The organism is Microcoleus sp. FACHB-68, from assembly GCF_014695715.1.
GTDB lineage: Bacteria > Cyanobacteriota > Cyanobacteriia > Cyanobacteriales > Oscillatoriaceae > FACHB-68.
Map to the genome: position 1 here is coordinate 1,654,627 of NZ_JACJOT010000008.1, position 20,787 is coordinate 1,675,413.

General features: G+C 46.9%; 14 protein-coding genes and 1 pseudogene. 8 read left to right on the plus strand and 7 right to left on the minus strand.

Annotated features, from left to right (window positions below):
- The first annotated feature begins 273 nt into the window (after positions 1-273).
- Positions 274-2,454 carry an energy transducer TonB gene (locus H6F73_RS15440; RefSeq protein WP_190759565.1) on the plus strand — a complete coding sequence of 727 codons (2,181 nt, stop codon included), beginning with the start codon at positions 274-276 and terminating at the stop codon, positions 2,452-2,454.
- A gap of 213 nt (positions 2,455-2,667) precedes the next feature.
- Here the strand turns inward: H6F73_RS15440 and plsY are convergent, their stop codons facing one another.
- The 4 genes from plsY to H6F73_RS15460 form a co-directional block, all read right to left on the minus strand.
- Positions 2,668-3,345: a glycerol-3-phosphate 1-O-acyltransferase PlsY gene (plsY, locus tag H6F73_RS15445; protein ID WP_190759566.1), complete on the minus strand. Its 678-nt coding sequence runs from the start codon at positions 3,343-3,345 to the stop codon at positions 2,668-2,670.
- Between the two features lie 159 nt (positions 3,346-3,504).
- Positions 3,505-4,626 carry a DUF3086 domain-containing protein gene (locus H6F73_RS15450; protein WP_190759567.1) on the minus strand — a complete coding sequence of 374 codons (1,122 nt, stop codon included), beginning with the start codon at positions 4,624-4,626 and terminating at the stop codon, positions 3,505-3,507.
- 132 nt (positions 4,627-4,758) lie between these two features.
- Positions 4,759-5,151 carry a DUF3119 family protein gene (locus tag H6F73_RS15455; protein WP_190759568.1) on the minus strand — a complete coding sequence of 131 codons (393 nt, stop codon included), beginning with the start codon at positions 5,149-5,151 and terminating at the stop codon, positions 4,759-4,761.
- 63 nt (positions 5,152-5,214) lie between these two features.
- Positions 5,215-6,012 (minus strand): MlaE family lipid ABC transporter permease subunit, encoded by a 798-nt coding sequence (locus H6F73_RS15460; protein WP_190759569.1) that lies wholly within the window; start codon positions 6,010-6,012, stop codon positions 5,215-5,217.
- A gap of 410 nt (positions 6,013-6,422) precedes the next feature.
- Here H6F73_RS15460 and H6F73_RS15465 point away from each other — a divergent pair, with 410 nt between their 5' ends.
- The 4 genes from H6F73_RS15465 to H6F73_RS15480 all read left to right on the plus strand — a co-directional run bounded on the left by H6F73_RS15465 (position 6,423) and on the right by H6F73_RS15480 (position 13,841).
- Positions 6,423-6,863, plus strand: coding sequence for an Hsp20/alpha crystallin family protein (locus H6F73_RS15465; RefSeq protein ID WP_190759570.1), 441 nt, complete (start codon positions 6,423-6,425; stop codon positions 6,861-6,863).
- A 510-nt stretch (positions 6,864-7,373) separates the two neighbouring features.
- Entirely contained in the window at positions 7,374-9,362 is a 1,989-nt protein-coding gene (locus H6F73_RS15470; protein ID WP_190759571.1) for an MASE1 domain-containing protein, read from the plus strand.
- 879 nt (positions 9,363-10,241) lie between these two features.
- Positions 10,242-12,824: an adenylate/guanylate cyclase domain-containing protein gene (locus H6F73_RS15475; RefSeq protein WP_190759572.1), complete on the plus strand. Its 2,583-nt coding sequence runs from the start codon at positions 10,242-10,244 to the stop codon at positions 12,822-12,824.
- Between the two features lie 600 nt (positions 12,825-13,424).
- A complete protein-coding gene (locus H6F73_RS15480) occupies positions 13,425-13,841 on the plus strand; it encodes a DUF981 family protein (protein ID WP_347239542.1) in 417 nt (138 codons plus the stop codon).
- A 107-nt stretch (positions 13,842-13,948) separates the two neighbouring features.
- On the opposite strand, the gene H6F73_RS15485 is transcribed toward H6F73_RS15480, so the two are convergent.
- On the minus strand, positions 13,949-14,908 hold the full coding sequence (locus tag H6F73_RS15485) for a hypothetical protein (protein WP_242072452.1): 960 nt from the start codon (positions 14,906-14,908) through the stop codon (positions 13,949-13,951).
- A complete protein-coding gene (locus H6F73_RS15490; protein WP_190759573.1) occupies positions 14,865-15,053 on the minus strand; it encodes a hypothetical protein in 189 nt (62 codons plus the stop codon). Before H6F73_RS15490 ends, H6F73_RS15485 begins: the two co-directional genes overlap by 44 nt.
- Before the next feature lie 579 nt (positions 15,054-15,632).
- Here H6F73_RS15490 and H6F73_RS15495 point away from each other — a divergent pair.
- Positions 15,633-16,366, plus strand: a pseudogene (locus H6F73_RS15495) (IS1 family transposase).
- Between the two features lie 40 nt (positions 16,367-16,406).
- Here the strand turns inward: H6F73_RS15495 and H6F73_RS15500 are convergent.
- Positions 16,407-16,655, minus strand: coding sequence for a hypothetical protein (locus H6F73_RS15500; protein ID WP_190759574.1), 249 nt, complete (start codon positions 16,653-16,655; stop codon positions 16,407-16,409).
- 632 nt (positions 16,656-17,287) lie between these two features.
- Here H6F73_RS15500 and purC point away from each other — a divergent pair.
- Positions 17,288-18,028 (plus strand): phosphoribosylaminoimidazolesuccinocarboxamide synthase, encoded by a 741-nt coding sequence (gene purC, locus H6F73_RS15505; RefSeq protein WP_190759575.1) that lies wholly within the window; start codon positions 17,288-17,290, stop codon positions 18,026-18,028.
- A 278-nt stretch (positions 18,029-18,306) separates the two neighbouring features.
- The gene (locus tag H6F73_RS15510) at positions 18,307-20,748 is read left to right on the plus strand and encodes a BamA/TamA family outer membrane protein (protein WP_190759576.1); all 2,442 of its coding nucleotides are present in this window, start codon (positions 18,307-18,309) and stop codon (positions 20,746-20,748) included.
- The last annotated feature ends 39 nt before the right edge of the window (positions 20,749-20,787 follow it).

Sequence of the window (20,787 nt, forward strand, 5' to 3'; positions counted from 1 at the left end):
CTTACCAGATACTCTACTGGCAAAGCAAATCTTCATCATGCGAGATTAACCCTAATGCAAATCTATGTCAACCCCTATCTGCTTGTGTGCCTTAACCTCGCTTAGTGGCCAAGTATAATTACTTAAAGGAAAAATTCTATTTTTTCTGAAAAAGCTGGCTGATAAGGATTATAGACACTGCAACCCTAAAAATAACTCTGTTTCTCCTCTTGACAAAAGATTCCAATCGTCTTAATTTGACTCAGAGCAAGTGCAAATAGTTTGCAATAAAAGATGAGTCTTTCAAGCATTGCTAGACAGCAACGAGAAAAAGAAGAGGAGGAGCTGAGGTCTTTTATGACCTACAGCGTCTTAGGTTCACTGGCGCTACACGCAGCGTTGCTGCTCCTGACCAATTTTGGAGTTAAAACGCCAGATCTGCTGGCAGCAGAACCTATAGAAGTGGTACTCGTAGAAGCTTCCAGTCTCGAAGCTGAGGAAGCAATCGAACAGACTTTATCTGAAGAAGACGCTGGCGGCGGCGGTGGCGGCGGCGGTGGTGGCGGTGGCGGTGGCGGTGGCGGTGGCGCTGAAGCTGATGCATTATCTACAGCAGCAGATTCCTCGCCAGAAATAGCTTTGGCTGCTCAACCAGTTGTTGCACAGCAGCCAGTGCCGACACCGACACCAGAACCAACCCCCACACCAGAACCGACACCAGAACCAACCCCCACACCAGAACCGACACCAGAACCAACCCCCACCCCAGAACCGACCCCCACACCAGAACCAACCCCCACACCAGAACCGACCCCCACACCAGAACCGACCCCCACACCAGAACCGACACCAGAACCGACGTCGGAGGATAGCATCACGCCAGAAGAACCAACTCCTACACCAACACCAACTCCTACACCAACACCAACCCCCACACCAACTCCCACACCGACACCGGCACCGGCACCAACTCCAACACCGGCACCCAAGGCAACTCCCACACCGACACCGACACCCAAGGCAACTCCCTCACCGGCAACCAAGGCAACTCCCTCACCTACGCCAACACCCACACCTAGGCCCGCAGCTAGCCAAACTCCCAAACCAGCTCAGATAGCACAACCAAGGCCAACGAGTTCTCCACTAATAGCAGACTCTAAGCCGGCTCCGACGCAAAATCCTTCGTCTAGCTTTTCTCCAGGAACGACTCGCTCTCTTTTAGAGAATCTAGGTATTGGAAACAATCGTGGCAATCAGTCAGGCACTACAAGCGCTCGCACCAATACTGGAACTTCAGGAGGCGGCTCAGGAGGCGGTACCGGCACTGGCACTGGTACTGGCATAGGAGAAGGCACAGGCAGTGGTACAGGAGGCGGTAATGGCTCTGGCACAGGGACAGGTAATGGCAGCGGCACAGGCCCTGGCAGTGGCACAGGTTCCGGTGGCGGCAATGGCAGTGGCAATGGCAGTGGCAATGGCAGTGGCAATGGCAGTGCCATTGCCACAGGGCCATTAAGACCAGAAACCGGGTCGGCAGATAGAGATGACAGCAGTTCTGGTGGTTCAGAACCGGAGAATATAACGTGCCGCCGATGCGAGCCGCCCCATCCTTCAAAGATCCCTGATGAAGTGGATCTAGACGGCGTACCTATGACTGAAATGCTTTTAGATATTGACAAAAATGGAAATGTCATAAGTGCGGAGGTTTACAAAGGCAGTGGTTCCCCAATCCTTGATGAATTAGCACTTGAAACCGCCAGAAACAAGTGGAAGTTCAGCTCATCAAAGAACGGAGTACAAGGCTTGTGGAAACCTCTGCAGTTTGTTGATAAAGGCAATCCTGATGCCGCTCGTCTAGCTCGTGAGCGTGCGCGTGAAATAAACGACCGCGTACAGAAACAACGTGAAGCTGCTGCTGAACAGGATAGACAACGTGAAGCTGCTGCTGAACAAGAGAGACTACGTGAAGTTGCTGCTGAACAAGAGAGACTACGTGAAGTTGCTGCTGAACAAGAGAGACTACGTGAAGCTGCTGCTGAACAAGAGAGACTACGTGAAGCTGCTGCTGAACAAGAGAGACTACGTGAAGCTGCTGCTGAACAAGAGAGACTACGTGAAGCTGCTGAACAAGAAGAGGGTGATTTTGAACAACGTGAACAAGAACAACGTGATAATTTAAATCGTGAAACAGTTGATCCCATTCGACCAACTTCACCATTAGATACAAGGCCACCTCTAGAAACAAACCCACTTGGCGATCCAGTTTCGCCCCGAGACACAAATCCACTGGGCGATCCAGTTTCGCCCCAAGACACAAATCCACTGGGCGATCCAGTTTCGCCCCAAGACACAAATCCACTGGGCGATCCAGTTTCACCTGGGGAGACGACTCCATTTAATAATCCAACTGTCCCAAGCGAGCCGGAGAACCCAATAGATTCGACTTCAACGCCTGAATCAACCGGAGCCGAATAAAAGATTGTCGGCAATTGTTATTCGTTAGGGGTCAAGCGCCCCTAACGAAAATATAGCTATATATGATGTGGAAAATTCGGCAATGCCGGCACTACCCAATAAGAAAAAGCCGGCTTCCTTTCCACTTTAATTGAAGTCGTAAAAGTAGCAGCGTGCCGGTTTAAAGCACTCAATTAATATCATTGATAACAATGTAACCAGTATTTACAATTGTTAACTGCTAGTTTCTACATCTTGCGCTATATTTTCCCCCAAGCGAGGCTCAACACCGGCAAGTAAGCGCTCAATATTACTTTGATGCCGCCAAATCACATATAAACCGCCGGCAACCGCTAACAAACAGTAAGGCAGCGGTTGATGAGTCACAATCATCAATATCGCACAGCCAATCGTCCCCGAAATTGAACTAAGAGAAACAATTCGAGAAACTGCTAAAACAGCGATAAAAGTGCCCAAAGTTCCTAAGCCCACCGGCCAGTATAGCGCTAACAAAAGGCCCAAACTTGTCGCCACAGATTTGCCGCCGGTGAAGCCTAACCAAATTGATTTACTGTGACCCAACATAACGGCTAATCCTGACGCCACAACCATCCAAGGCAGCCAATTATCAAGAATTGGGGGTGCAACAAGGGTAGAGGTTATATCCAGCGTGTAAGCCCAGCGAGTCAGCAAGATTGCCGAAGCTCCCTTTAAGACATCAACCAGGAGAACAAATAGCGCCGGCCCTTTTCCCAGGGTTCTCAGCACATTTGTTGCGCCGGTTGATCCGGAACCCACCTCCCGAATGTCAACACCCTTAAGCCAGCGTCCTATCGCATAGCCGGTTGGAGTTGAACCCAACAGATAAGCCGCGATTAGCAATCCCAAATTAAAACTTAACCAAAGAGCCATTCTGCAATTTTAGATTTGTCAACAACTGTGAATTAAACTTTTCAGATTCAGCCGGCAAACAGATACCAAAATATCTGTGTTTATCGGTGTTTATCTGTGGTTCACATTAAGCAACCACATTTTTGGCAAAAGTGCAAGTAAACCAATAACTACTCACCCTTAAAACTCCCTGGCCGCCGGCATAATTTGGGGTTCAGGCGCGAAAGCCAACCACAGGGGAAATTGCAATAACGCAAGATTAATTTGGTCTTCCGTTTCATCAATGATAATTAGCGGCATCTGACCATCTTTCACCAGCCGATCTGCTTTTTGCGCCAGGGGTTCAGCCGCCTCAAATAACACAACGCCCCGTTCTGGGCCAAAATCGCTGCGAGTAATACCCAGACAGTCTTGCAAGCCGCGACGCCATTCTCCCAGCCGTTCTGGTGTCGTAGCCAGAACTAGCGTCCGCAGACGATTGCCGTAAATCTGCCGCAATACCGAGATCGCAGAGGAAGCGATGAGAATATTTTGCAACCGGCTCCCCATACTCCGCAAGGCTCCCCGGCCTCCTTGAGTAAAAAACCAGTTAGAAATTCGCTCAGCGTGAATTGGCTCAAACGTACGGCGCAGTTGCCAAGCCGGGCCGTAATAATCCGGCATCGTGCGATATTGGTCTAAAATGCGCCGAATTTGTTTGGCTTGCTCTTGAAATCCTTGCTCGGCAAACTTAGGCGATGAGGACTTTTGCTCGACCCTAGCTTCTCTGACAGCTTGCTTTTGAGGAGTGGGTGCCGGCGGCGTTAGTTCTAACTGCTCAGCCGCACTGGCCAAATCCTGCAAGCTTCCCACCAAGTAGTCCTTAAAACCTTGAACCCGAATCGCCAAATCTTGAGAAGCGCCGGCAAAGGTTGTTCGCATCTCAGCACGGATGCGTTCTTGACGCCGTTCCAGTTGTTCTACGCTAATTTGCAACGCCTGCTTGCGCTGTTCTAGCTCACTCAAGCCTTCTTGGACGAGCCGGCCTAAAGCAGCTTGCGTGTCTGCCTGAGTTTGCAACAGTTGAGCGCGAGAGGTTTGCAACTTGGCAATTTCCTCTTTCAAGGTTTGTTCTTGCTGTTGCAATTCAGCCACTCGTTGCGCCAAAGTTGCCGCCTCATCAAGAGAAATTATTGCCGGCAGCTCAACCGGCAAATTTTCGCTATCTGACGCTGCCGGTGAACGTTGCTCCTCTGGCAAATCCACCGGCTCAATGGCTTGATCTTGTAACTCTTCTGGATGTTGGGTTTCGTCTGAACTCATAAATTAATAGGGCAATCCTGAAAATTTCAGGGAACGTGCGTCACCGAGTGCTCAGTGCCGAGCAGGAAACTCGTTTTCTTGTCTGGGCGGTCTGCCTAGCCTTCAATTGACTATCACAAAGCCGTCCCTACTTCACCGATTAATTGGGCAGCGCTCCTCCAAACAGGTTTGCAGCATCTTAGGGTCAAATAACACTGGCAAGAAGTGGATACTCTTGACTTCTTTAAAGTAAAACAGAATGGGGACAGCAGGCCAAAAAATCCGCCAATTTTGCCATTCCTGATAGGGAAAGCTGCGGATCAACTTTTCCGAACGATAGACATCTAAGGCTGTTTCTGTGAATCTCAGGCGAATGGTAAGCGCCTGAAACATGAGAAACAAGCCAAAAATCGCAATCACGCTTGCCACCCAAGGTTGCACCAGTAAAAGGGGAAGGGGTGCGAACACTAAAACCAGTGGCAGCGTATAGCTTGGAGCTAGTTCAACTGTCTGCGCTGGCAGGCGAGAAGATGTGGCAGTTGTCACTTTTCTTAAATTCCTTTGTCTGTAAAGTTACGTTACCTGATTTAATTCTAAAGGTTCAAGCCCTTACAAACCTTTCATCACAGCACTGCCGGTGCCGCGAAACATCAAGTAGGACAGAAAAAAGTTAAACACAAAGATCGCCAGCAGGGAGGTAACAACTGCTGTCGTGGTGGACTGCCCAACGCCCTTAGCACCCCCCGTTGTCGTCAAACCCCAGCTGCACCCAATCACGGCAATTAAAGAACCAAAGAAAATTCCTTTAAGGGCAGCACTGCAAATGTCCCAAATATCGAGGAAGTTACGAGCAGAACTTAAAAACATATTTTGGGAGATGCCGTACATATTCGTGGCGATCAACATTCCCCCTGCCATGCCGGTGATCAGACACAGGATGGTTAAAACCGGCAGCATGATGCAGCAAGCGATGACGCGGGGAAGTACCAAATAATCAATCGGATCGGTTTTGAGGATATACAGCGCGTCTATTTGCTCGGTTACTTTCATCGTGCCAATTTCTGCAGCAAACGCTGAACCAACGCGCCCTGCTAAGATCACTGCTGTCAAAACTGGGCCAAGTTCACGGGCAAGGGAAATAGCGAGGACGCCACCCACCGCATTTGCCGCACCAAAGTTAATAAATTCTCGCGCTACCTGAATTGTGAACACCATGCCCACAAAGGCAGCCGTTAACAGGGCGATCAGCAAAGACTCTGGGCCAACTGCTGCCATTTGGTCGAGGGTGTTGCGCCGGTGGATCTTGCCGGCAAACAGGTGAACAATAACTTGGCCACCCAGGAAAATCGCGGCGACTAACCGCTGACCCCATAATCCCAAGTTAGAGCTAGTAACGCTTTCACTCATGTGATTTTAGATTTTAGGTTTTAGATTGGAAAGTTCAAGCCGCAGGACTATTGCAATCATTTTAAGTGCTGCATCTATTGGGCAAGTACCGATTGCGGTGATGAGACGGACACTCTAACATGGCACAAATCGTTTAACCGAACTCTACAAGTTTTTAAGGTTATCACTGAAAAACATAACAAACGCCTGGAAATCTCTTTGTAGCTTTCTATGACGCTTCGCGCTTGTTGAATACAGCAGCTCGCTCACTGTGCCGGTGTTGCGAATCACGTCCTAAAAAAGTTCGGGAATTGCGATTTCTCCTTACCAAAGAACCGAATCTCCCCATTCGGTTGCTTTTAATATATTAAAAACAAGCTCAATTGAGAGCGGTGAAACTCTTAAAAGAACAGGTAATGGAGGCAGCTACTATGGCACTCATTCGTTGGGAACCTTTCCGCGAGATTGATAGCTTGCAACGGGAAATGAACCGGCTGTTTGATACCCTCACCCCGGCTGCTGATGGACGCACCAATGGCGTTGCCTTTATTCCCGCAGCGGAAATGCAGGAAACTCCGGAAGCGATTCACTTGAAATTAGAAGTTCCTGGCTTAGAAGCTAAGGATTTAGATGTGCAAGTTACGGCAGAAGCCGTTGCCATTAGCGGAGAACGCCGGAGTGAAGCCAAAACAGAAGAAAATGGCATGATGCGCTCTGAATTCCGCTACGGTAAATTTCAACGCGTGATTCCTTTGCCAGGGCGGGTTCAAAATAACCAAGTTCAAGCCGAATATAAAGACGGCATTCTTCAGCTAACGCTTCCTAAAGCTGAAGAAGAAAAGAACCGCGTTGTTAAAGTTAATTTGGGTTAAACGTTGGTCGGTTAACCCTGAGTGGTAAGGTTTGATTTGGGGGCGAGAAGTCTTTCGCCCCTTGAAAGATTCCAACTTCTGAACACAACTTAAGATAAATAGCCAACAGCCCCAGAAAATTTTCTAGGGCTGTTTTATTTTGAATTGATGGGACGATAAATCGCCACTTGCCTATTTGGGTGAGGGCAGTAAGCCTAGCAATTCTGAAGATTTATAGAAGATTCACTTAAATCATTTTTTAGGTAGATACAATCTTTCAAACCACGTAGAGCAATTCCTTGTACTGCGGGGATAACGTTGCCCATTTATAAAGATTCCTGGGATTAAAGTCAATAAATATTATTAATTGCCAATAAAAATAAAAAGCGGATCTGGCTAGTAAAACGCTTTGATCCTTATTTGATAAAAGTTTCGGCTGATGGGTTCGCCAAAATAGCTGGGAATGATGATTTAATTGCGGAATGTGGGTTTTATAAGAAGCAGAATCTATATATAGACGGTTGACAAAACATGAAGCATTACTCATGGCCTAATTGGTCACTATGGCTAACCAAAGTGCTGGTTGTCGCGACTGTCTACTATGCTGCAGCGATCTTCGCGCGCTCACTCGCGGAGCAACCTGGGACTGTTATGCCGGTGTGGCCGGCATCTGGAATTTCCTTAGCAGCAGTCATCCTGCTGGGATATGAAGTTTGGCCGGGAATTTGGCTAGGTCAGTTTTTAGAAGCGATAACGGCTTTATTGAGTGAAGCAAATGCCCCTCCAGTTGCCACGTCCATTGCCCTCTCGGCATTTATGGGAGTCGTGGTGACAGTGCCTTATGTGTTGGGCAGCTTTTTGCTGCGTCGGTTTGTGGGACACCAAAATTTGCTGGATCGGGCAGCGGATGTTTTTAAGTTTGTGGCGCTGGGAGCTATTTTCATCTGCGCGGTGAGCGCAACGCTTGGTTCAACCAGTTTGTGTTTGGCCGGCATCTGTAGCTGGGATACCTACGGACAAACCTGGGCTACGTGGTTTTTAGGAGATACCGTTGGAATTTTGGTTGTGGCACCGGCACTGCTGATTTGGATCCGTCCGATTTCAAATTTGAGATTTTCGACTTTACCATCCTATCTAAAATCTGCAATTGCACATCCCAAGTTTTTTGAGGCTGTACTGCTGTTGGTACTACTGGTAAGTATTTGCCAAGTGGCGTTCGGCGGCGGTTATCCGGTGGCTTATTTAGTCATTCCCTGTTTAGTCTGGGCTGCTTTTCGATTTGGCCAGCGTGGTGCAACGTTATTAATTCTGATCGTGTCGAGTAGCGCGATTTGGGGGACGGTTCACGGTCATGGGCCATTTATCCGGGAGTCACTCAACGAATCTCTGCTGTTATTGCAGTGTTTTGTCGGGGTTATTGCGGTAACAACGATAATTTTGGCGGCAGTGATTGTAGAACGCGAGCAGGCGGAGGCTAGCTTGCAACGGGCGAATGAGCTGCTAGAACAAAGAGTTGAGGAGCGCACGGCTGCTTTAATGCTGGCAAATGAAGCGTTGCAGCAGTCGGAGGTTGAATTGAGAGAAAAAGCGAGCCAGATCGAACGAGCGATGCGGGAGTTGCAGCTGACTCAATCTCAACTAATTCAGACGGAAAAAATGTCTTCTTTAGGGCAGTTGGTTGCCGGTGTGGCTCACGAAATTAATAATCCGGTGAGCTTTATTTATGGCAATGTGACGCCGGCAAAGCAATATATTGACGACTTGTTACACTTGCTGCAGCTTTACCGGCAGCATTATCCAAATCCAACCATAGACATTCTAGAGTTATCGAGGGAGATGGATTTGGAGTTTATTTTAGAAGATTTGCCGAAGCTATTAACTTCGATGAAAATGGGAGCGGATCGCATTCGGTCAATTGTTTTATCGCTGCGAAATTTTTCCCGTTTAGATGAATCAGAAATGAAGCCGGTTGATATTCATGAGGGGTTAGATAGTACACTGCTGCTGTTGCAAAATCGCTTGAAAGCAGATGCCGGCAATCGTGAGATTCAAATTATTAAAGAGTATGGTAACTTGCCCTCTGTGGAGTGTTATGCCGGCCAACTTAATCAAGTTTTTATGAATTTGCTTGCCAATGCAATTGATGCGCTGGAAAAGAAAGACGCTCCTCGGATTATTACGATTAGCACTTCTGTGAAGATTAGAGAGGCAGAAGAGACGCAAAAAAAAGAATCTTCCATCTCTAATCCCCAAGTTGTGATTCGGATAGCAGATAATGGAATAGGGATGGCGGAACATCTGCAAAAACGCCTTTTCGATCCGTTCTTTACCACAAAGCCGGTGGGCAAAGGAACGGGTTTGGGTTTGTCAATTAGTTATCAGATTGTTGTTGAAAAACACAAGGGTCAATTACGGTGTATTTCCAAACCCATGCAGGGAACAGAGTTTATCATTGAAATTCCTATTCAGCAATCTTCTAGTAAGTTGTTGAGTCGTTCCTGTGCTTTACCGTTGGGTTAGCATTGGGAAAAGTAAGTTTTCAAGTGAGCAAGAATTTGATCAATTAAAGGAATGCCAGATAGAAGACTGCCGGCTAAAACAAGTTTTTGAGTAAATTGGCACACACTCCAAAGCGGGTGGCGTTTCACAGGCGAGCGCTACTATTCGCGTCATCTTCTGTGGTAAAAAACTTAGGCGTTCCGGGACGATGTTCTTCAGTTAATATTTGGGTAATGAATGGCACCCACTTTTTATCACTGACTTTTTAGCTGCGGCTGCTTCCAGTTGCGCTGTAGCCACTGCCCACCTCGTCCGCCACAAGCGCACCTGAACCCGTTCCAGTTGTCATGGGTTGCGAATTTGGGTATCACTCAACGCCTGAAGCAGCCAAGAGCAGTTGTGCCGGCCTGACTAGAACTCCTATCCCAAGCTCATCTCTGGTAGGTTACTTTCGCCAGAGCGCACTAGCTCCTGTGGCCCTTGTCCTTTAACTATGTTTACTTTTATAGCGTTCAAGCCTTGTTAGGCTGGTAACAACCAGATAAATTCGTAATAGGTCGCTTGGTATTGAGCCTGAGTGATCGAGCTACACGACTCTATTTTCTATTGAGTAACTTTCCCGGTACTCCTTATTGATGGATAGTGTTAATTTGGTTGTCAACCCGCGTTCGCCCTAAGTTGAGCGAGAGATTATCTTAATTAAGGGGCTTCAAATTCATATCATCCGAGTCCGGCAATCACGTTGCTCACACAGAGTTTGACCGTCACCAGGTTCAAGGAACACTCACATTGGCGCGTGCCCAGCATTGCTTCGGCATTCACCGATCGCTTTGACTTGTACTTGAGCGAAACTTTGTGCCGAAGCGTGGGTTATCCTGCACCCTGTGAGGGGTTATTACTATGACATTTTCCGATGCTGGTAGCGTTCTGGCCACATTGACTCAAGCCAATCGCATGGGTGCCCTAGCCCGTCGCGTTAAAAATCTGCCAGTTGCCGAATTTGTCTGCCTGCTCGATTTTATTACCGCCGAATTTCAACAGTTTCTCCGGGCGATTGAGCTGATCAACAACGAAGCCCTGGAAACGATGCTTGAGCAGCTGCTGGATGCCTTTACGCTGAAAATTGGCCAAATCATCCAAGCGGATCGTACGACTATCTTTTTAGTTGACACCGAAAAACGCCAATTATGGTCTAAACTCACTCCCAGCGAAAATGGCAAGCCGCTAGAAATCCGCATTCCGCTGAATGTTGGAATTGCCGGCCATGTGGCCACCACCGGCGAATGTCTGAATATTGCAGACGTTAGCACGCATGAATTATTCAACAAAGAAGTTGACGAACATCCGGGCTATTACACCCGCAACTTGCTGTGCATCCCAATTTTTAGTAACAAACACCCGAATCAAGTGGTGGCGGTGGTGCAGCTGTTAAATAAAGCCGGTGATGTGCCGTTTGATAGTGAGGATGAGGAGGAATTTCGCACCTTTGCCAACTCGATTGGCATTATCTTAGAAAGCTGTCAGTCTTTTTATGTGGCTGCCCGGAATCAGCGGGGGGTTTCCGCCCTTCTGAAGGCGACATCTTCACTGGGCCAAAGTCTGGATCTGGAAGCGACGCTGCGTTCTGTGATGGATCAAGCCCGCGATCTGATGCAGGCGGATCGCAGTACCCTGTTTTTGCTCAGTCAAGAAACTGGGGAACTGTGGACAAAGGTGGCGAAGGCGGATGGCAGAACGATGATGGAAATCCGCATTCCTGCCAATAAAGGAATCGCCGGCTATGTGGCTTCTACCGGCGCAACGCTCAATATTACGGATGCTTATCAAGATCCCCGTTTTGATCCGAGTACCGACAAGCGCACCGGCTACCGCACTCGCACGATTTTGTGTATGCCGGTGTATAACTCGTCGGGTAACTTGATTGGGGTGACTCAACTAATTAATAAGAACCAAGGCAGTTTCACCAGTTCTGATGAAGCGTTTATGCGGGCTTTTAACGCTCAAGCCGGCATCGCCCTTGAAAATGCCCAGCTATTTGAGAGTGTTTTGATCGAGAAGCAATATCAGAAAGACATCTTGCAAAGTCTATCTGACGCGGTGATCTCTACAGATATGCAAGGCCGGATTGTAACGATTAATGAAGCAGCGCTGGAGTTACTAGGTTGCCCTGTGCGAATAGAAGCCGGTAAACACCGGCACCTGTGGGAACAGAAGCTTGTTGACCGATTCCTTTGGGAGGTTGTGCCTATTGAGAATCTGCGATGGCGCTTACAAGACAGTCTAACAACAGGTTCTAGGCACTATGTACCTGAGCAAAATTTAGTTCTAGGGCTATACACAGATCCTCCAAAATTGCCCCCAGACTCTGGAGAAGTTTCCAAACTCTACATCCTAGCCCTTCCGGATCGCATCCACCCGGACATCTATATTCCTTGGAACCAACTGATTTGGGATGCCGGTGATGTCCAAACTCCCACCCAACTCTTTAAAGATCAGGTGACACACATCGAACGCAGTATCAATCTCACCGTCAACCCCCTCACCAATCCTGAAGGAGGCGTGCGAGGCGGTTTAGTCGTCCTTGAAGACATCAGCCGCGAAAAACGGATGAAAACGACCATGTACCGCTACATGACTCCAGGTGTGGCAGAACGAGTCATGGCGCTGGGTGAGGACTCCCTCATGGTGGGCGAACGCAAAGAAGTTTCTATTTTATTTTCCGACATCCGAGGATACACGACTCTTACAGAAAACCTTGGGGCGACGGAAGTGGTAATGCTGCTAAATCAGTATTTTGAAACAATGGTGGAGGCGGTGTTTAACCACGAAGGCACTTTGGATAAATTTATCGGTGATGCCCTAATGGCCGTTTTTGGGGCACCCCTGCCCCTGGAAAACCACGCGAGGATGGCTGTTGAGTCAGCATTAGATATGCGCCGGCGGTTGGTCGAATTTAACAAAAAGCGCATTATTGAAGCCCAGCCGCAAATTCATATTGGCATTGGCATTAGTTCGGGAGATGTGGTGTCAGGCAATATTGGGTCGCAAAAACGCATGGACTACACCGTTATTGGTGATGGCGTTAACTTAAGTTCTCGCCTAGAAAGTGTGACGAAAGAGTATAATTGCGATATTATTTTAAGCGAATATACTTATGAACTCTGTAGCGATGAGATCTGGGTACGCGAGTTAGACAAAATTCGCGTAAAGGGTAAAAATGAAGCGGTGAGTATTTATGAATTAATTGGTGATCGCCGGCAGCCTCTAGACAGCGCCACTGAAAAGTTTTTACAACTCTACAAAGATGGCCGCGCTGCTTACATGGCGAGGGATTTTCAGCAAGCAATTGTTTACTTTGAATTGGCGGCACAAATTCGAGAAAAAGACCGTGCGGTAGCCATTCATTTGGAACGCTGCCACAATTATCTTAAAAACCCTCCTCCTGAGTCTTGGAATGGGGTGCATACGATGACAACGAAGTAAAGGGCAAAGGAAATTTTTCTAGAGGCAGATTTTGTAGAAATTAGGCCGGCTCAGAAAATTTGGGGTTTAAATTGGAAAGGAGTGACTATTGTAACTCCCGTATAGTCCATAAATCGGCTAATAACCTGCCATAAGGCTTTAAACGTGTCTGCACTTCGGTCACCAACGACCCAAGCAATAATCCCTGCAATTGCTTGATTTACAACTGTCCCTAGCCAGAATTTGTTTTTTTGCCGCCATAAGTCTGTCATTCATCTATCAGGACTATTTCGGTAATTTCCGAATAATTGGGTTCGGGAGTGAGGTGATTTCCTGTCTTTTTAACCTAATTGATAAAGGTATTATGAGAAACGCCAGTCAGACGTTCTATCCGCCGACATCCATTTCCTTTTAGATAGAGATGGAGACATTGCTTTTTCACATCTAAAGGATAACCTCTGTCAGAATAAACATCTATAAATTGCCCACGGCCATCTGAACAAATATGGTTTTGCTTACCTCTTTTTAAGCCATTTTTATTAGTATTGGTGGACTGACAACTGGGGCAAAACATAGGTTTTGTGAGTTGCCGATGTCCTTTTATCATACTATGAATGTGCAGTGCCGGATTCCAGGCTTTGGTGTAGTCGGTGCGATCGCTTTACTCACTGGCTTACACATGAATTTGACCTGGCCATTCCTGGTAGTTTAAATATTGCCTTTGGTGAAACAACAGTTCTGTTTGGCATTCTCTTTGTAGGAACTTCATTCACTCTGGCAATGGGTTGGGATTTACTGACCTTGGGTGTCTATGGATTCTTTGCAGGACTTGTCTCACTTCTAATTGGCTTTCGCATCATAAACCTGGGACTCATACCGATTTCTCTGCCGGCAGGAATTGGATTCATTCTAGTCGGCTTAGGAGGAATTTTTTCTGCACCAACGCTCTATTTAAAACAATCGGTTTTTGCGGAGTATTGGAGGAGTCGTGTTAATTGCGGCAGTTCTCATCTTTCCAGAGTGACAAAAGAGGGGTAAAGGTCTGTGGTAGCAAGAATTAAAACAATGTCGTCTAATCTGACATTTCCCCCCCCACCCTACCGCTCCTTTCAGCAGGACGCGGTAGGGTGCGATATTCGGGATAATTAAGCGTTTGGCAGTTGCTGAGGCTGCTGAGACTCAAGTTGTACTTGCGAAGTTCTTCTTACCCAAGGGGTAAACCGACTAGGATGAACACATTCAGCACCATTTAGTTGGTCTTTAAGGCTACTGGCAAAGAACTCAAACATCTCAACCAGAGCTTGGCGATCAGTTAAGCAACCTTGAAGGGCAATAAGTTGTTCAAGAGTCCAATTATAAAGTTGGGTATCACCCTGTTCAATACGAAAATATAACTGACTCTCAAACTGTCCTAAACGGGCGTAGAAGTTCTCCACCTCAGATTTGATTGACTGCATATCAATGTAGAACTGCTGTTTTTTGATATCTGATAAAATCGTCGTTTTGAGAGACTCCGTGAAGTTTTGGTTAATCTCATTGTTAACGAGGGTAGATACTTCATTGCGGAAGTTGACAATTTTATTGTCTAAGTTGACATTGATGCGATTATCAAGCTCGTTGACGACATTATTAACGACTAACTGAACATTGTTACCTGTAGATTGGTTAACAACAGACTTGATGCGTTGATCGAAATTAGCTTCAATCTGTTGGACTACCAGGCTCTTAATGTTTTGGGTTTGATTAGCAATTTTGAGGTTAACTACCGCCTCAATACGCTGATCGATGTCATTTTGTATCTGCTGAACAACTTGAGTGTTAATTTCTTGGGCTTGATTAGCAATTTTGAGGTTAACTACATTGTCAATCCGTTGATCAATGTAGGTCTGCATTTGCTGAATTACCAGATTTCTAACATTCTGGGTTTGATCAGAAATTTTTAGGCTTACGACACTATCAACACGCTGATCGATGTCATTTTGTATCTGCTGAATTACTTGATTGCTGATATGTTGAGATTGATTAGCAATTTTCACATTAACTGCATTATCAATTCGCTGGTCAAAGTACAACCAAAGGTTCGCCTTCAGTTTTGCTCTCAGCATAACTACAGCGGCCACTGGTGATTTTTATATCAAAAGTTCCTTCCTCCAAAGTAAAAGAGCTAGCAACATTTTGTTGCACGGGGTTCATTTCGTTAGCGTCAATAACGTAACAACTGTTTTTGGTATCAATGGTTAAAAGTTTCATTGAATTTCCTTGATGAGTTGTAGAGTTGATAATTGGCTAGCCCAATTAAAAGTCATGTTAGTTTGTATCGCGAAAATTGATACTTTCATATTTTTTTATATTATTTTTATATTTCCTTTATAATAGTTTTTAATTGGAGTATAAGCCGAGGAACTCTTTGAGATCTACGATTTTTTCGCTTGCTATTGAATTTATGAAAGCGAACTGAGGCAATGGGCTAAAGCCTTTGATCTACTCGGAGCGTTTGATCTCGATAGCGGCGTAGAAGACCTGAAGGCAACCCTGTCTTTTGGCAGTATCCCAGTAGCACAGGCAAGCTCGGCAGTGTGCGCTTTTGTTTGGGCTTGAAATCTTTCTAAGTCCCGTTAAGTTGAAATTAAATTAATACTTTAGTGATCTTTCTTCAGTGTTCTCAACCTCAGTCAAAGCCAGATACTAAGCTTAGTCGCTCAGTTACCCATGAGGACTCAATCCTAGCCGTTATTGCTTTTAAAAGCTTATTCATTGGTTGAGGAAGCGAAATTTACAAGTATTTCACCCTTCCGGGCATTGATGGGACATCGCCAACTCACAAAACCTATGTTTTGCCCCAGTTGTCAGTCCACCAATATTAATAAAAATGGCTTAAAAAGAGGTAAGCAAAACCATATTTGTTCAGATGGGCGTGGGCAATTTATAGATGTTTATTCTGATAGAGGTTATCCCTTAGATGTGAAAAAGCAATGTCTCCATCTCCATCTCTACCTAGAAGGAAATGGATGTCGGCGGATAGAACGTCTGACTGGCGTTTCTCATAATACCGTTATTAATTGGGTTAAAAAGGCCGGAAATCACCTCACTCCCGAACCCGATTATTCGGAAATACCCGAAATAGCCCTGATAGATGGATTACAGACTTATGTCGGCAAAAAAAAAATTCTGGCTATAGACAGTTGTAAATAAAGCAATTGCAGGGATGATCGCTTGGGTCGTTGGTGACCGAAGTGCAGACAGGTTTAAAGCCTTATGGCTTCTTATTAAAAGCTGGAAGTGTTTTTTTTTATGCCCCAGATGGCTATGTAATTTATCCCCAGTTTATTGAGGAGGCTGACCATATAGTAAACAAAACATAGATGATCCGGCTAGAAGGAGAAAATCCCAGATTGAGAGATGATCTAGCTCGGTTACATAGAAAAACTTTATGTCATTCCAAACCAGTTGAAATGTTAAGTCTATCGGTGAGACTGGTTGTTTACTACCTGAAACATAAAACTGTACCGATCCCTCCCTCCTACCATAAATGTGCAATGCCAAAAAATTTAGGCATGAATTGAATTAAAATTTCTTTGCCCTCCTTCATTCCTGATTTTTAGGTTAACTTTCACTAGCCGGCGGTTGTTCACCAATTCCTAGCTCTTTTTTACTTTGTTTGAGCTGTTCCCAGAGAGCTTTAATATCTTCATAGGCTACTTCTGGCGCAATTTTTCCATTCATTTCTAAGGCACAAAGGTAGTTCACTTTATGGGCAAATTCTTGGAGATTTGCATTAAATACTAAGTTTTCTGGCGTAAACTTTCCATAATAGCGACTGCGCGGATAAAGAAAATTAGAGTGGTTCTCCATAAATTTCTCCTGATGAAGTTTTTAAGTTTCAGCTTTATCTAGATTAACCTAATCACTACATTTTCGGGTTTCTTCAGTTCTGGGCAAGTTAACCTGAGTTTTGTCTCAGCCTAAACATCTCCAATGAGGTTTAGCTACTTTTATGAGGTAAGGATCATTGCCGTTAGAGTTGTCTCAGAGGTTGTGACTGCGATGGTAAGAATAATTTACCTTTACCGACCTTTAATTTTAAATTAACCAAACTTTAATATTTTTTCAATAAATTTATCTTTTGCTTAACAAAAATAACTTTAGCTATTAAGCAGATTTTAGGCATTAAATAAAAAGCTCGGCAACTTACTTGTCCGGCCACCATCAAAACTGATTAATTGCCATATTTTAAGATATAAAGCTTCTTATTGAAGTATTCCCATCTATCTTATTGGATTAGCATAGCTGCTGACTTTTTTAATAGCAACTTTGCTAGAGAAATCTTTAATTTATAAAAGAGTTAACATGGGCATAGCGGATTCACCTCCTCCGATAGATAGAAAGTTTTGATGGGGCTGAGCGTCAAAGCGTGCCGCAGAAAGATAAAATAATTGAGCCAATTGCCTGAGATAGCACTCAGTTCCCTACTCACGAGACGCCTCATGTCCGCCCATCAAAAACTTTACGAAGGCAAAGCCAAAATTCTCTACACCACCGATGATCCAGAGATTTTGCTGGCCCACTTTAAAGATGATGCCACCGCATTTAATGCCCAAAAGCGGGGCAGCATCACCGGCAAAGGTGAGATCAACTGCACCATCTCCAGTCATTTATTGCGAGAGATGGAAACTGCCGGCATCGCCACCCACTTCATCGACTCTCCAACCGGCAACCAAATGCGCGTCCGGCGCGTCCGAATCTTACCGTTAGAAGTCGTAGTGAGGAACATAGCAGCAGGAAGTTTGTGCAAACAAACCGGGTTGCCGGTGGGCACCGTCCTGAAACAACCCCTGGTGGAATTCTTCTATAAAAATGACGACTTGGGAGATCCGCTTTTAACCCGTGAACGGCTTTTCCTGCTGGAGTTGGCTACTCCAGAACAGGTAGAGCAACTGAAAACCTTGGCATTACAGGTTAACGACATCCTCTCAGCCTTTTTCCTGCGATGCGGGATTACCCTAGTTGACTTTAAACTAGAGTTCGGTCTAGATCGTGAGGGAACCCTGCGACTGGCGGATGAAATTAGTCCTGACACGTGCCGGCTGTGGAATAACTCAGATGACGATCCAGATCGGCGGGTGATGGACAAAGACCGATTCCGCCGAGATTTGGGCAATGTCGAAGAAGCTTATCAGCAGGTTTTAGAGCGGGTGCTAGCTCAAACCAACCAACCGTCAGAGTAAATAGTCAGGGGTGCTGGGGCGGGTTTAGCCGTGTGGTGCGTTCTAGAAACAGACAATCTTAGGTCAAACCCGCCCGTAAAGGTTCTTACCAAAAGCCCGTACAGTTGCGCTTTGTCACCGTTCAGTGACAGTTCTGGCGTGATATCCTTGGGGCTGCTGAAATTGGGTTTTCGAGATCAAACTCGAAACATTTATGATATTTGTCGCTGAGCCGAAGTGTTTTCGCCTTCGGAGTTTGATCTCAAAGGTGTGTGGGAGTGGAAAAAAACGTGAACAAAATGCGGATACCTCCGGTATGGGTGGCAATTGTGACGGCTTCAGCCACCCTGAGTTTATCGAACCCCGTCAGTGGGCAAACCATCAGGTTCACACAGTCTAATTCTGAACTGGCAGGCTTAATGCCGGCACAGCCTGAAACTGAGGGCGCTGTGGGCAACCCAGAAGGGATGAGTCAGTTGTGGCAATTGATCGAGCAAGCAGAACCCCTCCCCTCCAGTAGCGTAAGCGTTTCTGAGGAACTGAGTGCCGCACCGGCAGCAGTTGAGCCGGTTGCCGTATCAGCGCTAGAGTTGCCGGTTCAAACTTCTCCTGATTCCAGAAAAGAAAACTTGCCGGCACAAGGGCACAAAAACACAGAACGAACAATCACCAACCCATCGAGAATCCTTAATCTCTCGACTCCTCAGAGTACATGGACAGCGATTGCCGCACTAGAGCTTATTGCCCAGACGCCTGAACCAGGGGCGGGTGAGGAAAACCCAGACGCTCAGCCAATTCTGACGGCACCTGAGCAAACCCCGCCAACCCCGACTCCGTCTGCACCTGAGCAAACTCCGCCCACGCCAACCCCATCTCCAACTGATCAGACAGCCCCACCCTCGCCGGCACCCGTTCCGACTCCCACCACTGATCGCTGTCCCGATCCAAACGCTCCGCAAGTGTTAGTTGCAGAGGTCGTCGTTAGCGGTGTGGAAGGAGAATTGCAAGATAAAGTCTACCAAGCCATTCGCACCCAGCCCGGTCGCACCACAAATCGATGCCAATTGCAAGAAGATGTGAACGCCATCTTTGCCACCGGCTTCTTCGGCGCAGTCGATTATCAGCCAGAGGATACAGCCCTAGGCGTGCGTGTAACCTTTGTGGTGCAGCAGAACCCGGTATTGCGGAATGTGACGGTAAATGTTGTCCCTGCCGGCGAAGGCCAGCAAGTGGTGCCCCAAAGCGTGATTGACAGCATCTTTGGCGAGCAGTACGGCGAAATTCTCAACCTGCGCCGGTTTCAAGAAGGCGTCAAACAATTAAATCAGTGGTATCAAGACAACGGCTACATCTTGGCGCAGGTCATTAACGCCTCACAAGTCAATGCCCAAGGCACCGTCATCTTACAAGTCGCCGAAGGGATTATTGAAGATATCCAAGTCCGCTTCCTTACAGAAGAAGGCGAGGCAACCGATGAGGAAGGCAACCCCGTTGACGGACGTACCCGCGAATTCATCATCACGCGGGAAATGCAACTTCAAGCAGGAGACGTACTTAATCGAGATACCCTGGTTTCAGACTTGCGGCGAGTATTTGGTTTAGGCATCTTTGAAAAAGTCGAACCCTCACTAAATCCAGGCCAAGATCCGCGCAAAGTCTCGGTGGTGCTCGATGTTACAGAAAGAAACACCGGCTCAGTCGCAGCAGGGGCCGGGATCAGTTCCGCCACAGGGTTATTTGGCACCCTCAGCTATCAAGAGCAAAACCTAGGGGGGAACAACCAAAAATTAGGTGCCCAGTTGCAAGTTGGTGAACGTGCCTTACTCTTCGACGTAAACTTCACCGATCCCTGGATTGCCGGCGATCCTTACCGCACCTCTTACACCGTGAATGGCTTCAGACGCCGGTCAATTTCTTTGATTTACACCGGCGGCGATGACGAAGTTTATCTTCCCGATGGAGATCGCCCGCGTCTTCTGCGTTTGGGTGGCGGCGTCACCTTTAACCGTCCCCTAGGGCCAGACCCCCTGAATGCGGAATGGCAGGCATCCTTGGGCTTGCAGTACCAGCGAATTACCATCCGCAATTCCGATGGCGACCTCAGCCCCGAAGATGAACTGGGGAATGACTTGAGCTTTAGCGGCGACGGCAAAGACGACCTGACAACCTTGCAATTTGGAATTGTGCGGGATCTGCGCGATGACCGTGCCAAACCCACCAGAGGGTCTGTTTTGCGCTTGGCAACTGAGCAGTCTGTGCCCATCGGCAAAGGCAGCATCTTACTCAATCGTCTACGGGGCAGCTATAGCTACTACATTCCCGTTAACTACGTTCGCTTTTCTGAAGGGCCACAGACATTAGCTTTTAATGTTCAAGCCGGCACTGTGGTCGGGGATCTGCCCCCCTACGAAGCGTTTGCTTTAGGCGGCAGTAACTCAGTGCGGGGTTATGATGAAGGCGACTTGGGTAGCGGTCGCAGTTTTATTCAAGCCACTGCCGAGTATCGCTTCCCTATTTTTGCAATTGTGGGCGGGGCACTGTTTGTCGATTTCGGCACCGACCTCGGCTCTGGCTCTTCCGTACCGGGCGACCCGGCAGGGGTACGAGACAAGCCGGGGAGTGGCTTTGGCTACGGTCTCGGTGTTCGCATCAATTCTCCTTTAGGCCCGATTCGGGTGGATTATGGCTTTAATGATGAAGGAGAGGGCCGCTTTCACTTTGGAATTGGAGAAAGATTTTAAGGTTTCCAGTGAGAAGTCAAAAATGAGATGTCGTCAAGC

Coding starts and splice junctions, on each gene's coding strand:
- H6F73_RS15485 (WP_242072452.1), bottom strand. CDS start 14,908: ATGCTGAGAGCAAAACTGAAGGCGAACCTTTGGTTGTACTTTGACCAG.
- H6F73_RS15500 (WP_190759574.1), bottom strand. CDS start 16,655: ATGGAGAACCACTCTAATTTTCTTTATCCGCGCAGTCGCTATTATGGA.
- H6F73_RS15450 (WP_190759567.1), bottom strand. CDS start 4,626: ATGAGTTCAGACGAAACCCAACATCCAGAAGAGTTACAAGATCAAGCC.
- H6F73_RS15440 (WP_190759565.1), top strand. CDS start 274: ATGAGTCTTTCAAGCATTGCTAGACAGCAACGAGAAAAAGAAGAGGAG.
- H6F73_RS15465 (WP_190759570.1), top strand. CDS start 6,423: ATGGCACTCATTCGTTGGGAACCTTTCCGCGAGATTGATAGCTTGCAA.
- H6F73_RS15460 (WP_190759569.1), bottom strand. CDS start 6,012: ATGAGTGAAAGCGTTACTAGCTCTAACTTGGGATTATGGGGTCAGCGG.
- purC (WP_190759575.1), top strand. CDS start 17,288: ATGTCCGCCCATCAAAAACTTTACGAAGGCAAAGCCAAAATTCTCTAC.
- H6F73_RS15475 (WP_190759572.1), top strand. CDS start 10,242: ATGACATTTTCCGATGCTGGTAGCGTTCTGGCCACATTGACTCAAGCC.
- H6F73_RS15490 (WP_190759573.1), bottom strand. CDS start 15,053: ATGAAACTTTTAACCATTGATACCAAAAACAGTTGTTACGTTATTGAC.
- H6F73_RS15510 (WP_190759576.1), top strand. CDS start 18,307: ATGCGGATACCTCCGGTATGGGTGGCAATTGTGACGGCTTCAGCCACC.
- H6F73_RS15470 (WP_190759571.1), top strand. CDS start 7,374: ATGAAGCATTACTCATGGCCTAATTGGTCACTATGGCTAACCAAAGTG.
- plsY (WP_190759566.1), bottom strand. CDS start 3,345: ATGGCTCTTTGGTTAAGTTTTAATTTGGGATTGCTAATCGCGGCTTAT.